Source organism: uncultured Anaerococcus sp. (genome assembly GCF_947253225.1).
Taxonomy (GTDB): domain Bacteria; phylum Bacillota; class Clostridia; order Tissierellales; family Peptoniphilaceae; genus Anaerococcus.
Window position 1 is genome coordinate 1 of sequence record NZ_CAMXYR010000042.1, and the last position, 13,856, is coordinate 13,856.

10 protein-coding genes and 2 pseudogenes are annotated in these 13,856 nt (G+C 36.3%); 2 read left to right on the top strand and 10 right to left on the bottom strand.

All coding sequences use genetic code 11. From position 1 onward, the window contains the following. Nucleotides 1-214 precede the first annotated feature (214 nt). The 9 genes from Q0W95_RS05775 to Q0W95_RS05815 all read right to left on the bottom strand — a co-directional run bounded on the left by Q0W95_RS05775 (nt 215) and on the right by Q0W95_RS05815 (nt 10,758). On the bottom strand, nt 215-1,069 hold the full coding sequence (locus tag Q0W95_RS05775) for an amidohydrolase family protein (protein WP_297790793.1): 855 nt from the start codon (nt 1,067-1,069) through the stop codon (nt 215-217). Continuing rightward, the gene (locus Q0W95_RS05780; protein WP_297790795.1) at nt 1,069-2,451 is read right to left on the bottom strand and encodes an MFS transporter; all 1,383 of its coding nucleotides are present in this window, start codon (nt 2,449-2,451) and stop codon (nt 1,069-1,071) included. The genes Q0W95_RS05775 and Q0W95_RS05780 overlap by 1 nt, the downstream gene beginning before the upstream one ends. An 11-nt stretch (nt 2,452-2,462) precedes the next feature. Continuing rightward, complete coding sequence (locus Q0W95_RS05785) at nt 2,463-3,857, bottom strand: alpha/beta hydrolase domain-containing protein (protein WP_297790797.1); 1,395 nt, start codon at nt 3,855-3,857, stop codon at nt 2,463-2,465. Between the two features lie 98 nt (nt 3,858-3,955). Beyond that, the gene (locus Q0W95_RS05790) at nt 3,956-4,657 is read right to left on the bottom strand and encodes an AraC family transcriptional regulator (RefSeq protein WP_297790799.1); all 702 of its coding nucleotides are present in this window, start codon (nt 4,655-4,657) and stop codon (nt 3,956-3,958) included. Between the two features lie 44 nt (nt 4,658-4,701). Then, on the bottom strand, nt 4,702-5,829 hold the full coding sequence (locus Q0W95_RS05795; RefSeq protein ID WP_297790802.1) for a hypothetical protein: 1,128 nt from the start codon (nt 5,827-5,829) through the stop codon (nt 4,702-4,704). 50 nt (nt 5,830-5,879) lie between these two features. Beyond that, a complete protein-coding gene (locus Q0W95_RS05800; RefSeq protein ID WP_297790803.1) occupies nt 5,880-6,818 on the bottom strand; it encodes an ABC transporter permease in 939 nt (312 codons plus the stop codon). After that, nucleotides 6,811-7,995: an ABC transporter permease gene (locus Q0W95_RS05805; protein ID WP_297790805.1), complete on the bottom strand. Its 1,185-nt coding sequence runs from the start codon at nt 7,993-7,995 to the stop codon at nt 6,811-6,813. The genes Q0W95_RS05800 and Q0W95_RS05805 overlap by 8 nt, the downstream gene beginning before the upstream one ends. Beyond that, nucleotides 7,988-9,517, bottom strand: coding sequence for an ABC transporter ATP-binding protein (locus Q0W95_RS05810; protein WP_297790807.1), 1,530 nt, complete (start codon nt 9,515-9,517; stop codon nt 7,988-7,990). Before Q0W95_RS05810 ends, Q0W95_RS05805 begins: the two co-directional genes overlap by 8 nt. Nucleotides 9,518-9,648: 131 nt before the next feature. Next, nucleotides 9,649-10,758, bottom strand: a complete 1,110-nt coding sequence (locus Q0W95_RS05815) for a BMP family ABC transporter substrate-binding protein (RefSeq protein ID WP_297790808.1) — start codon at nt 10,756-10,758, stop codon at nt 9,649-9,651. Nucleotides 10,759-11,033: 275 nt separating this feature from the next. On the opposite strand from Q0W95_RS05815, the pseudogene Q0W95_RS05820 reads away from it, so the two are divergent. Together Q0W95_RS05820 and Q0W95_RS05825 are read left to right on the top strand one after the other, a co-directional pair. Next, a pseudogene (locus Q0W95_RS05820) lies at nt 11,034-11,171 on the top strand (aquaporin); the annotation flags it as partial. Between the two features lie 75 nt (nt 11,172-11,246). Then, the gene (locus Q0W95_RS05825) at nt 11,247-12,719 is read left to right on the top strand and encodes an NAD(P)/FAD-dependent oxidoreductase (protein ID WP_297790812.1); all 1,473 of its coding nucleotides are present in this window, start codon (nt 11,247-11,249) and stop codon (nt 12,717-12,719) included. A 140-nt stretch (nt 12,720-12,859) separates the two neighbouring features. Here the strand turns inward: Q0W95_RS05825 and Q0W95_RS05830 are convergent. Further along, nucleotides 12,860-13,856 (bottom strand): annotated as a pseudogene (locus tag Q0W95_RS05830) (hypothetical protein); the annotation flags it as partial.

Here is a 13,856-nt window from a genome sequence, read left to right on the forward strand (position 1 = left end):
GGTGGGCTCGAAGGTTCAATCATTTCACACAGACCATTTTTACTAGATGAGTTTTCATCTAGTTTTTTTATGGTCATTTTTATAAAATATTACAAACTTTCGGTTTTGATATGGTGAGGCTCGTTTGTTTAATATTTTTCACAACTAGGGTTGCATCTTTTTGCTATATTTTTATAAAAAAACAGGTACTAGGATTTTTCCTAGTCCTGCCTTTTTAAGCTTTTATTTTAAATATTTTCTCGAAGTTTTTGTAATAAATGTTCTCACAATCTTCCCTACTTATAAGTCCCTCTTTTAGCAAATCTTCCAAGTATTTATCTAGTGGAAAAGTCTGGTTCTTGGCGAAGGTATCTGTTCCAAAGAATAGTCTATCTGAAAATTCTCTTATAAATTTTATCCCATAGTCCCTATCTCTCATGAGGGCGTTTGACCCACTGTTTGCTGATAGGTCTGCATATAAGTTTGGATATTTCCTTAATAGGTCTGCAACTCTCCCCTCAAAGACCTTGCCTTGTGGGTAAGAATCTCTGTAGCTAGGATCTTCTCTGTCATACTTACTTATTTCGCACCAGAAGGCTTGCGAATGGCCTATAAAAATTAGGTCTTTAAATTTTTTAAGTGCCTCTTCCAGATAGGTTAGACCTTTTTTGTCGTAAACTCCGTAATAAGTTCCTATTTCAGGACTCATATGAAAAAGAACTGGCATTTGTAATTTCTCAGCCGCATCTAAGATGCTGAAAATTTCTGGGCTATTAAATTCCTTGTTATAGACCAGTTCCCCTACTCCAATAGAGCCTTGGTCTTTTTCTTTTTTTAGGTTCTCATAGATAGCATTTGAAGGTTCGACAATAGACATATAGTAAAATCTATCCGAATTTCTTGCGATTTCTCTTACTTCCTTATTGGAACTAACATCCTCATCTTTTTCTGATGAGGACATTAATACAGCCTTATATATTCCCCTTTTATCCATTGATTCTAACATTTCTTGGCTAGATATTAAGTCAATTCCATTTACCTTATGACCTGTATCCTTGCTACAATGGACGTGAATATCAATTTTTTTCATTAGTTGATCCTTAGGTCGTTAGCGATTTTTTCTGAATCTTCTTTGGTCAAATTCCAGATAAATTTCATACCAATTATTTCTAGGATACAAGCTATAAGTGGAATTGAAGTTCCAAGATACCTTATTGCTGCTATGGTTTCTGGACTTTGGCTTGGAGATGTTGCTACAAAGCCTATTGCAGCTAGGGCAGCTGTAGCTCCAAAACTTGCAAGGGTAGAGCCGATTTTTCTTGCAAAGGTGTAGATTGAGTATAAGGTTCCATCGTTTCTTGACTTAAACTTGTATTCATGATAGTCAATCGCATCTGCTACAAAGGCCCACACTACCATTATAAAGGTAACTTGACCGAGGTTTGCTAGAGCGTTGATTATGATGTAGGTCATTACATTCTCTAGGGGTTTTATAAATAGAAATAAGGATAGGACTAAGTTCCAAGCTAACATGGTAAGTAGCAAGTTCCTCTTGCCAAATTTCCTTTGCATTTTTGGCACTATGAAAAACATTAATATTGTTATTGGAAGTTGGGCATACATAGCGACTGCCTGCATCTTTGGGGCTTGGTAAAATTCTTTGAAGATAAAGCCACCAAATTGTGAATTTCCTGTTATATAAATTAGAGAGCCGATTGATGCGAACATTATTCCGACCATAGCCCTGTTTTTGAAGGCTTGACCTATAACTTCTTTGAAAGAGTACTTCTTTGTAGGGTCTGAGTCATTTTGACTTAGATGGGCATATCTTTCTTGGGTTAGCAAACATAGGATGTAGTAGCCTATTATACAACCAAGGGCAGCTATTATAGCAACTGTCATGTAGCCACTTGGCTTTGGATTTTTGTCGGCATCCCATATAAACATAGGGATTATTGATAAGAAACCATAGCCTATTGCAGTTCCACCTATGGCTCTTGCTGCTGATAATTTTGATCTTTCTGTAGGATCTAAGGTTACGACAGTAGCCATGGCACCAAATGGCATTGATGTTCCTGTATAACTCATTCCATAGAGGATGTAGGTAAAGGCGACCCAAATATGGGTTGCAGTTGTTGAAAAACCAAGTTTTGTTATATCAAAAAATCCTAGGAGGATTGATAGTGCCAAAGGCCACATAGCGATTTTTATAAAGGGTTTAAACTTATTTCCACTTTTCCCAATTGAGAACCTATCTGGCAAAGAACCAATTATAGGATCGTTAATTGCATCAAATAGTCTTGCGAAAAGGAACAAGCCTGACATAAATTTCGGATCAACTTTCAATACATAGGTACAAAATACCAAAAAGAAGGCATCCATGGTCAAGTTTACAAAAGAACCTGCCATATCTCCAGCTATATATCCCAGCTGGTCTTTGGTGCTGAAGGGTCTAATTTTTTTGTTTTCCATAATCTTTCCTCTCACTCATTAATATTTTTCGCCCAATCAAGAGCTCTTTTTGCATCATTTTCTGTCAAAAGTCCTTCTCCTACTTGCTTGTAGGTAAATTTTTCAAACTTTTCTAGGTAATTTTCAAAAGTTCCGTAGATTTCTTCCATCTTTTCCTTGGAGAAAAACTCCATCTTGCCATTAGTCGAACCCTCTGATTCACTAGCTATATAGTAGGCCTTGGGAACTTCTATAAAAGGAGATCTCACACCCTTCTTGTGGTGGCCGTAAGAATCTTTTTGACTAAAGTCTATTGGCTCAATCACCTGTGGGGCTTCGCCAGTAACAGCCCACTTGTGAAGATTGTCGAGCATAGCATTGATATAATAATCAAATTTCAAGTCATTTAGCCTAAAATCATAGTCCTTGTCCAATATCCTTGGCGGACACTTGGTTTTTAAAATCTCTTCATTAGTTGGAACTAAGGGACTTGCCGCATCAGTGTGAGCAGAAGCTGTCATATCATAGTACCTTCTCTTGTTTGTTGGTGAATTTTCGTTCTTAGTTGGCTTGATATCTGCTCCCATTGAGCCGAATAGGTAGTAGTCATTTTCAGTGTTGAAGGTTATAACTGGAACATCAATCTCTTCCTCACGACTAGGTCTTACTGCAAAGTTAAATATTTCCTTAGGATCTTGTCTTAATGCCCTAGTAAGTCCACCTGAGGCGAGTGATAGGTAGCCATCATAGACCTTCTCATATCCCATGTTTTTGTAATAATTGTGCATGAAATTTACATAAGTATTTAGGTACATGCCTGATTGGCTTTGACCTGATAGGTAGAGATAGCTAACATCAAGTCCTCCACAAAAACCTTGGGAATTGTTCTTTGCCTCTTTTCCTACTTGATACAAGATATCCCACACCAAGCCATCTTCGCATCCATCTATTGAACCAGTTCTTACATCGAGGGTTGCTGGTTGGGGAGCAGGATTTTTGGATGGCATAGATAGGGACTTATACCTATCTAGGTCGAAGTTTTTTAGCGATAAGATATTGGTAGGTTTTGAGGTTACTCCTATGTACATATGGTTGTTTTCCATGATGTGCAAGTAAGACCTCCTCCACAAATCTTCAATATCATAATTATTTGAAGCATTCATGATGTCTATGTAACATCTCCCAGTAAAGTCTTTCTTATCTTTCGGTCTTCTTACTAAAATCCTTGTGGTGTAAGGAATTTCTTCTTGGTATATGTAAACGATTTTCTTATCTTCATCAAAATCGTAGACATTAGCTAGATCAGATATAAAATATTCTTCTTCCACAAACCCATATTTACTAACATCTATAAGTTCTCTTGCATATTTCATAGATGAAAAAGGGTGGGAGTTTTCGTTAACTTCTATTGGTCCTATAATTTTCATGGCCTTCTCCTCCTTGATAGTTATTTATCTAATACTTATTTATATAATATCTTGCTTTGGAGAAAGATACTTGCCAAAAATTGATTTCTTTTTATAAATTAATGACTTCTCTCCATTTCTCTGAAGTCTTTTGGAGTAAGCTTGGTCTTTTTTTTGAAACTATTGGAAAAATATTGGGAATTTTTAAAACCTACACTAAGGGCAATTTCTGTAATTGTTAGGTCTGAAAATAGGAGTAGTTGCTTGGCTTCCTTGATTCGTTTTTCTATCAGATAATTATTTATCGTATCCTTAGCTTCTCTTTTGTAGGTTCTCATCATATGCTCTCTGGAAATATTAAAGGTAGATGCTAGGGTTTTGCTACTAATATCTTCCATAAAATTTTTGTCTATATAGGACTTTATTTTTTCAACTAGGCTCAACTCTTTTTTATAGGTCTTCCTATATTTATAAGATGCGTAATTGGCAAGCATTTGTTCGTGAATTTTCCAAAGGTCCTCTTCACTGTCGGTATATTCAATCATAATGGCGTACTTTTCTGCTAGATAATGGCCTACATTGCTGTCCATACCTGCCTTTAGGGCGATTAAAAAATATACTGTATTATATGATAGGGTGATATTTTTTAGGCTTCTTATAGGATCCTTGTTGACTCTGTTTATAATCCCGAATTTCTCTTCCTTAAAAACCTGTTTGACCCTAGGAAATATTTCTTCAATAGTTTTTATATCACTTTCTTCTATCGCCCTTAAAAGCCTATTTCTCTCTTCATTAATCTCATCTAGGTTGGATTTTCTCATAACTTCCTCCTTCCAAACAAAAAAGCCAAATTTATACATTTGGCTCATTCAAATATTCCCCCATCAAACATAAGACCTCCATCATAAAAATCTGCTTGGATTTCTTCTGTTTTTAGGGAAGGTAGGTCAAGGTAAATTCTTCCTGCTTTTTCTCTCCACGAACCTGTGTAGGCAAGCTTATCCTTTTCTAGCCTTAGCTTATGGTCATCTGTCAGTAGTAGGGTGTAATCCGCTGGAAAATAATAGCCTGTAATTCCATCTTCCGATTTGAAGTTGTCGTAGTAGCTAAGACCATCTATTTTTAACTTTCCATCGTTTACATAGGTTATCAAATCATCAACCAAGAAAAACCCCTCGTAGGAAATATCAATTGATTTATTTTCCTTTTCCCAATATATCCTGTGGATGAAAGAGTCTGTTAGCAAGTGAGTTTGCCCTTGATAAGTGTAGATTCCTAAGTAATAGTAGAAACTTTTACTGGTCTCTCCTAGGTTTTCTCTGGTATTTATCCTATAAACATATATTTCTAGGGGTGAGCTTGTTATTTTCCCTTGGTAGGATACAGCCTCTAGGTCTACCCTATCTCCTGCTATGATATTTTTTTCTATATAGCTTTTGAAGTCATCTTTGGGATTTGTTTTCTCCTGACTTTTTACTTTATTTTCTACTTTGCTAGAAGCTTTCTCGCTAGGATCTTGGGCTATCTTCTTAGATTTTTTATCCTCTACTTTTTCTTTCAAACCCTTAATGCTAGTGGAAAAACTTGTTTCCCCAAAAGTAAGCTTGTAATCTTTATAGCGATTTCCAGGAAAATCTACAGAAATATTTATCCTATCTCCATTTTTGAGCTTAGTCTCCTTGCTAATGGTAAAAGTCGTATTGGCCTCTAAGTCATCTATGAGGCTTTTAGCTGAAATTTCTTGCTTTTTTTTGTGAAAGCCATCTGGAAAGTCATGAATAAATTTATCCTTATCATAGCTAAGGGCGACTTTCCCTGCCCCATCTTCTCCTGAGCTTGTAACCAAGACATAGGAGGCTAGGTTAATTTTTGCTATTTTTTGGTCTTTATTTTTTCTATTAATCAGAAAAAATAGCCCGATAACGATGGCCATGGCGCAAATTAAGCTTAGAAGCATTTTTATCCAGTTATTTTTGTTAACATCATTGTCCATAAGTTCTCCATATGATCAGAAAAAAAGAAGGAGTCTCCTCCTTCAATTTTTTATATTTCTTCCAAAGTGAGGTAAGGCTTGCCACTTGCTTTTGGTGCACAGCTTCTTCCCTTAAAGATTATAAGGATAAGAAGGGTCGCTATATATGGAATCATTGAGATAAATTCTATTGGTATGCCAATTGAAGTTGAACCAAGATAAGTTGCAACAGCTTGGGCGAGACCAAAGAACAAAGATCCGAGAACAACTCCTTGAGGCTTCCAATTTCCAAAAATAACTGTAACAAGGGCGATATAACCTTGACCTACAATTAGGGTTGGCGAGAAGCTTGAAACAACTGCAAGAGACATGCTCGCTCCACCAAGACCTGCCATAAAGCCTGAAAATATTACCGCCATATACCTAGTCTTTTTGACATTAATATTTAAAGTCTCCGCAGCCTTTGGATGCTCGCCTACAGCAATAATCCTAAGACCTAGTTTGGTTTTATACAAAACTACATACAAGACAACCGCCATTATTAGGGCGACATAAACACTTGCATATTGGCTAAAAATATTATTAAATATTTGATTGCTTGATAGGCCCTTAAAGAGTCTTGGAATTTTGTTTTCTAGGTCTATGGAAGGCGTTTGGGTAGCTCCATCAAAGAACAATCTTGATAGGAAAAGAGCAAGACCTGGTGCTAGGGTATTTATAGCTATACCAGAAATCGTCTGATCTCCTGCAAGACTTACAGAAACAAAAGCATGAATCAAGCCGAAAATTGCTCCAGCAATTCCTCCTCCAAGAAAGGCTATCCAAGGATTGCCTAGAAAATATCCTAGGGCCGCTCCAGTTAAAGCTCCTATGGTCATCATTCCTTCAAGTCCAATATTTACTACCCCAGATTTTTCGGAAATCATCCCACCAAGTCCTGCCATAAGAACTGGGGAAGCATTTGAGAATGTGTTTCCTATAATTAGGGCTAGTATAGTCATATTAAGCATTGTCCACATCCTCCTTCATATTTTCTTCTCTCTTTTCAGTTACATTGGCAAGATCAATTGCGACCTTGGTAGTTTTTCTTAGGTGTCTCCTGCGTTTTATTTTTGCCCTTAATATTCTAAAGGCTAGTGGAGCTGCTGTAAAGAGGATTATAGTTCCTATAATAATTGAAATAATCTCACTTGGCACTCCCATAGCTCTTTGGAGGTTGTTACCTGCATATTTCAAAGAACCAAAGAAAAGTCCTGAAAATATTACTCCGATTGGGTTATTGCTTGCTAATAAGGATACGGCAAGTCCATCAAAACCGAAGTTTTGCATTGAAGTTAGGATTGATAAATTGTAGGTAAAGCCTAAGACTTGGCTAACCCCAGCTAGGGCACAAATAGCTCCAGAAATCGCCATTGATTGGACTATTTTTCTTCCTGAATTAATGCCCCCATATTCACTAGCTTCTTTATTTAATCCAACTGCCTGCAATTCATAACCCAAGGTAGTTTTCTTTAAAATATACCAAACTACCCCTACCGCTATAAGGGCAAAGATTGTTCCCCAATGAACAGGTGCTCTGAAAAATTGTGAGAAAAATCCATCAAACCTCTTGGCTGCATCTGTGAAAAATGTAATTTTTGCCTTATCAGCAATATCAAAAGATGCCATAGAATTTGGTTGCCTAAACCTATATACGATAAAGTTTTGAAAATAATAGGCAATCCAGTTGAGCATAATTGTTGAAATTACCTCATGAATACCGAACCTCGCCTTAATAAATCCAGCAATAGCTCCATAGATAGCTCCTGCAAGCATAGCAAGTACTATGGCAACAAGAGGAAGAATTATTGGAGGAAGATTGAGCTTGTAGCCTACCAAAAAGGCAACTATTGTTCCAACTATGAATTGTCCCTCAGCTCCCATGTTGAAAAGTCCAGTCTTAAAGGCAAAACAAACACCAAGACCTGTCATGATTATTGGAGTAGAAGTTACTATTGCCCAGCCCATATGTCTTGGAGTTTTGAAAACTCCTAGAAAGAGGTTTCTGAAGCCTTCGATTGGGTCAAAACCTGCTATAAGTAACACCAAAGCTCCTATGGCAAAGCCCAAGAGAATTGAGATTAGGGTAAAGGCAATTTTTGACGAACCTAGGACAAATTTATTTTTTGATTTATTGATATTAGTCATCCCTACCTCCTGCCATTAGTCTTCCTATTTCAAATTCACTGCTAGTCTTTGGATCTTTTTCTCCGACAATTTGACCGTCATAGATTACAAGAATCCTATCAGATAAGTCCATAATTTCATCAAGTTCAAAGGATATTAATAAAACAGCCTTATTTTGATTTCTTAAATCAACTAGGTATTGGTGGATAAATTCTATGGCTCCAACATCAAGTCCCCTTGTTGGTTGAGCAGCAATTAGGACATCTGGGTTATTTGAAATTTCTCTAGCTATGATTACCTTTTGTTGGTTACCACCAGATAGGCTTTCTGCTTTTTCATTGATATCCCTAGGTCTAATGTCGAATTTTTCTACCAAGTCTTTAGCATTTTCATCAATTTTTTTGAAATCCAACCTACCCTTCCTAGAAAATGGCTCTTCCTTAACTCTTTCGAGTATCAAATTATCCTTGATAGGATATTCGAGAATTAATCCCCTCTTTTGCCTATCTTCTGGAATTGAATTCATCCCCGTATCTAAAATCTTCCTAGTAGATGCGTTGGTAATATCGACTCCATTTAGGGTAACTTTTCCCTTGCTGACCTTAGTCATTCCTGTTATGGAATCAATTAATTCGCTTTGTCCATTACCATCAACTCCTGCTATACCTAAGATTTCACCAGCGTGTAGATTTAAGCTAAGTCCTCTTAGGGCATCGATTCCTCTCTTGTCCTTAACCCAAAGGTCCGAAATATTTAAAACTACACCGCCACTTGGCATTTCTTTCTTATCCACAGTAAAGCTAACATCACGACCAACCATCTTTTCAGCTAGGATATTCTCATCAACACTTGCCACATCGACCTTATCAATGAACTTACCCCTCCTAATTATAGTACAAGTATCAGCCATAGCTTTAATTTCCGAAAGTTTGTGAGTGATAATAATAACCGACTTTTCCATTTCAGTTAATCTTTTGACTATTTCAATAAATTCTACAATCTCTTGAGGGGTTAAAACTGCGGTTGGCTCATCAAAAATCAGAATATCTGCTCCGTGATAGAGAGCCTTTAAGATTTCTACTCTTTGTTGCATACCTACAGATATATCCTCAATCTTTGCCTTAGGATTTATGGTTAGGTTGTACTCTTTGCTTAACTTTTCTACCTCAGCGTAAGCTTTTTTCCTATCAAGAAAGGCTCCCTTGCTATTTTCATAGCCTAAGATAATATTTTCTGCAACTGTTAGTGGCTCAATCAACATGAAATGTTGGTGCACCATACCAATACCAGCATCAATCGCTTTTTTGGGTGTCATGGCAGTAAAGATCTCACCATTTATACTTACAGAACCCTCGCTTGGAGGAAACATTCCATAGAGAATATTCATAAGAGTTGTTTTACCAGCACCATTTTCTCCCAAAAGTGCATGTACTTCGCACTTGTGAAGGTCAAAATCGACTTTGTCTAGGACTTTCTTTCCCGAAAAACTCTTAGAAATATTTCTCATACTTACAACTGGGGCTGTATCAAAATATTTTTTCATAGCTTCCCCTTTATAATAAACTAGAAGACACTTGCTTCATACCTTTATCATATCATAAATTTAAAAAAAATTATAAAAAAAGAGCAGGAAAACTTACCCCGCCTAGGGGTAAGCCGCCCACTTCTTAAATTTTACTTATCATAGCCCATTGAGGTAAATTCTTTTTCATTTTGTGGAACTTGAATTTTTCCATCAATGATTTGTTTTCTTAACTCTTCAACCTTATCTTTAACTTCTTTTGCTACTAAGTCATTTGGAGCATAGGCAATATCAACTGCCTTTCCATCAGCTAGGGTAAATTGTTTGGTTGTACCACCCTCAAATTCTCCCTTAGCAAGACCATCAGCTACTAATTTTACAGCATCGCCAACACCTTTGATTGTTGATACAAGCATATTATCAGGTGCTTCGTTTGATTGGTCACGGTCTACACCGATAACCCATTTATTGTTTTCTTTTGCAGCTTCAATTACACCGATACCAACTCCACCAGCAGCGTGCATCACAACATCAGCTCCTGATTGGTACATTTGGTTGGCAATATTTTTACCAGCAGCTTGGTCAGAGAAGCTATTTGCATATTGAACATCAACCTTGATGTCAGTTTTCTTTTCTCTAGCAGCTTCTTTAACACCAGCCCTGAATCCATATTCAAATCTATCAATTACGTCTGATTTTTGACCTCCAACAAAGCCTACATGGTTGGCCTCTGTCTTCATTCCTGCTATATAACCAACAAGGAATGAGTTTTGATGGTCAGCAAAAGTAATACCAAGTAAGTTCTTTTGTTCTTTAATGTTGGCATTATCAATTATTGCATACTTTTGGTCAGGATTTTGTTCAGCTGCCTCACTTGTTTGGTTGTATAAAGCATAACCAACTGTTAGGATTAAGTTTGGTTCACTATCTAGGGCTGATTCTAGGTTTGGTTGGTAGTCAGAGTCCTTGTGGGATTCTATATAGTCAAAGTTAATTTTTCCTTCTTCTTTGTAGCTTGATAGACCTTCAAAGGCTGATTGGTTGAAAGACTTATCATTTACCCCACCCTCATCTGTAACCATAGTGATTTTTACAGTATCTCCTTTTGGAGTTTCGCTTTTTTCATCGCCTTTAGCTTCTTGGCTTGTTTCAGTTGTAGCTTTAGACTCTTCCTTATCCTTTGCCTTGTCAGCTCCACATGAAGCTAGGGCTAGTGATAAAGAAAGTACAGAAATAACAGACATAATTTTACTAATTTTCATAAATTCCTCCCTAATTATGTTTACTGCTTACAAGTTTATTCTATTATAGAATGGGTAATTTGTCTAGCATTTTAACTTAGATTTTTGAATAATCAAAAACTTTTTTATCTAATTATTAAAAAGCCTTGCTTATGTGATTTTTCTGTGCTATACTAGATGGTGTAAATGTTTTCACAATTTAATATCTAAAGAGCCTAGCAACAAAATCACTTTATTTGTTGCTTTTTATTTGCCTATCCTATGTCTACTTCAAAAAACACATATAAGAGGAAATTATGAGAGATATTATCATGGGTGAATTTTTTGGAACAATGTTATTTATCTTATTAGATGATGGTGGTGTAGCAAATGTTTTGCTTAACAAAAGTGGACAAAAGGGTGTGGGCTCTATCCAAATTACAATTGCTTGGGGAGGTTTTAGTCTTAATCCCTGCTTGTATATAGTTTTATTTTTATATAGGTAAATTTTACTAATAGGAAGTGATTAAATGTTTGATGTAATAATTATAGGAGCTGGGGTTAGTGGAGCATCTATTGCGAGACGACTTGCTAGATATAAACTAGAAATCTTGGTTATCGAAAAGGAAAATGATGTGTCCATGGGAGCCAGCAAAGCAAACTCCGCCATAGTCCATGGTGGTTATGCAGAAAGTGGAAGAGAGCTTAGGGGTAGGCTATGCTATCCTGGAAGAAAAAGTTTCAAATCTCTTAACGAAGAGCTAAACTTTGGTTTTTTGGCCAATGGTTCTCTTGTTCTAGCCTTCGATGAAGATGATATGAAAATGCTTGATAAGCTCTACCAAATTGGACTTGAAAATGGACTTGATGATATGGAAATAATCAATCAAGAAAAACTCAGAAGACTTGAAGAAAATGTATCTGATGATGCCATAGGAGCCTTGTATTGCAAGGGAGCAGGAGTGTGTTCCCCTTATGAATATGTGATAGCTCTAATAGAAAATGCCATAGCCAACGGAGTCAAATTAAAGCTTAATAGCGAGGTTGTGGATATTAAAAAAATAGAAGATGTGTTTTCTGTAAAAGTTGCTGATGGCACAAGCTATAGGTCTCATTTTGTGATAAATGCCTCAGGTCTCAACGGCGCTAGGGTTTCTAAAATGATTACACAAACTAACTTTGATATCCATCCACGAAGTGGGGAATACCTCCTTATGCAGAAAGGAACGGGAAAGAGGATTAAACAAGTCCTATTCCAAACCCCAAGCCCCAAATCCAAGGGAATCTTGGTAACAAGAACCTACCACAACAATATCTTGTTAGGTCCTGATGCTATAGACGAGGAAGAAATCGACCTTGGCACTCACGAAGAAAGGCTAAGAGAAATTTATAGGCTTGCCAAAAAGTCTGTCAGAAAAGACGTAATCAACCTCAAAGAGTTTATCAGATCCTTTACAGGACTAAGACCTGCAAGCTCAACAGGTGATTTCATCATAGAAAACACCGCTACTTCTGGTTTTATAAATGTAGTAGGTATCCAATCTCCAGGGATAACATCATCTCCCGAAATCGCAAGATTAGTCGAAAAAATATTAAAAGATTTAGGCTTAGACCTTATCAGTGATGAAAGCTACAATCCTTACAGAAAACCGATTATAGAGTACAAAGACCTTGAGGATTTTAATAAGATTAAAGACCTAGTTGACCTTAAACTCGGCAAATCTCAAAGGTTAGTATGTAGGTGCGAGCAAGTAAGTGAGGCTACCATAAGAGATGCCCTTAATCGTGGGATTGAATTAACTAGTGTCGATGCCGTTAAGAGAAGAACTCGTGCAGGTATGGGTTTTTGCCAAGGAGCCTTTTGTAGAACTAGGGTGCTAAAAGTTATGGAAGATGAGTACGCTCACCCAATCGCAAACAAAAAATTCGATAGCGAAGAATCTGAACTATCGAGAATTAACAAGAAAGATATAAATGAAATAATCAAAAAAATGTCTAATTGATAATAAATCTAGTGTGGAGAAAACTTACCTTGGCAAATCCAAAAAATTTTTAAGCAACAGATTTTAGTTGAAAAATTTTTGTAAAGAAAAAACTCGAGCCTTAACTCGAGTTTTCCGTACTTAAGAGGGAGTACGTGAGATTATCTTAATCTCTTTTTTTTCTTGCTTATAAATAAAGATCCTGTAGCAAGTAAAAGGCTTGTTGTAACTCCTGTTAGAGAAGCAACACCTGTTTTTACATTGCTAGATTTCTTGGTGGTTTTAGAACCAGAATTTTGTTTTTGAATATTTTTATTTGTATCTGGCACTTCAACTTTATTTAATTTATAAACAAGCTTATCTTTCGAAATACTATTTTCCGATCCATCTTTATAGATTACAGTAGCATTTCCTTTATTATCTACTCGAACTTCTACAGCCTTAGGATTAGCTTTCTTAACTTTTTCAGCTATTTCTGCCCTCTCCTTTTCTGTTAGCTTGTCCAAGTCAGCTACACCGGTTTTTGTTTTAGGTATAACTAGTACATTTTTCTCAGATTCGTCTAGGTCTATTTTCTTATCTTCTTTTCTAACTAATTTGTCAGAAGTTATATTATCAACAGATCCATCTGGATAAGTTATTGTTGCATTTCCTTTTTCATCAATAGATACTTTTGTTCCTTGAGGGAATTTTCCTTTGTTAGCTTCCTTGATTATTTCCTCAATCTCACTTCTCTCTTTGTCTGTTAATTTATCGAGATTATTTACTCCTGTCTTTGCAGGGATATTTGGTTCAATATTTTCTGCATCAGTTTTTGTTTTTTCTTCAACGGTTTTAAAACCAGGAATTGTATTTTTAGATCCATCTGGATAAGTTATTGTTGTATCTCCATTGTCTAAAACTACAATATCTTTAGCTTGAGGGTTTTTCTCTTTTACTTTTTCCTTTACCTTGTCTTTTTCCTCATTTGTGAGTTTATTTTTATTTACTACTAGAGTTTTTGCAGGATCTTGAGCTGGATTTTTTTCTGCATCTGTAATTTCTTCTACAGTTTTTTCTCCTGGTATTTTATTTTTTGATCCATCTGGATAAGTTATTGTTGTATCTCCATTTGCTCCTACTTCTATTTCTTTAGCTTTTGGATTTTTTTCTTTTACT

Excerpts from the sequence above, each read along its gene's own strand:
- Q0W95_RS05775 (WP_297790793.1), bottom strand. The coding sequence starts at position 1,069 with ATGAAAAAAATTGATATTCACGTCCATTGTAGCAAGGATACAGGTCAT.
- Q0W95_RS05780 (WP_297790795.1), bottom strand. The coding sequence starts at position 2,451 with ATGGAAAACAAAAAAATTAGACCCTTCAGCACCAAAGACCAGCTGGGA.
- Q0W95_RS05785 (WP_297790797.1), bottom strand. The coding sequence starts at position 3,857 with ATGAAAATTATAGGACCAATAGAAGTTAACGAAAACTCCCACCCTTTT.
- Q0W95_RS05790 (WP_297790799.1), bottom strand. The coding sequence starts at position 4,657 with ATGAGAAAATCCAACCTAGATGAGATTAATGAAGAGAGAAATAGGCTT.
- Q0W95_RS05795 (WP_297790802.1), bottom strand. The coding sequence starts at position 5,829 with ATGGACAATGATGTTAACAAAAATAACTGGATAAAAATGCTTCTAAGC.
- Q0W95_RS05800 (WP_297790803.1), bottom strand. The coding sequence starts at position 6,818 with ATGCTTAATATGACTATACTAGCCCTAATTATAGGAAACACATTCTCA.
- Q0W95_RS05805 (WP_297790805.1), bottom strand. The coding sequence starts at position 7,995 with ATGACTAATATCAATAAATCAAAAAATAAATTTGTCCTAGGTTCGTCA.
- Q0W95_RS05810 (WP_297790807.1), bottom strand. The coding sequence starts at position 9,517 with ATGAAAAAATATTTTGATACAGCCCCAGTTGTAAGTATGAGAAATATT.
- Q0W95_RS05815 (WP_297790808.1), bottom strand. The coding sequence starts at position 10,758 with ATGAAAATTAGTAAAATTATGTCTGTTATTTCTGTACTTTCTTTATCA.
- Q0W95_RS05825 (WP_297790812.1), top strand. The coding sequence starts at position 11,247 with ATGTTTGATGTAATAATTATAGGAGCTGGGGTTAGTGGAGCATCTATT.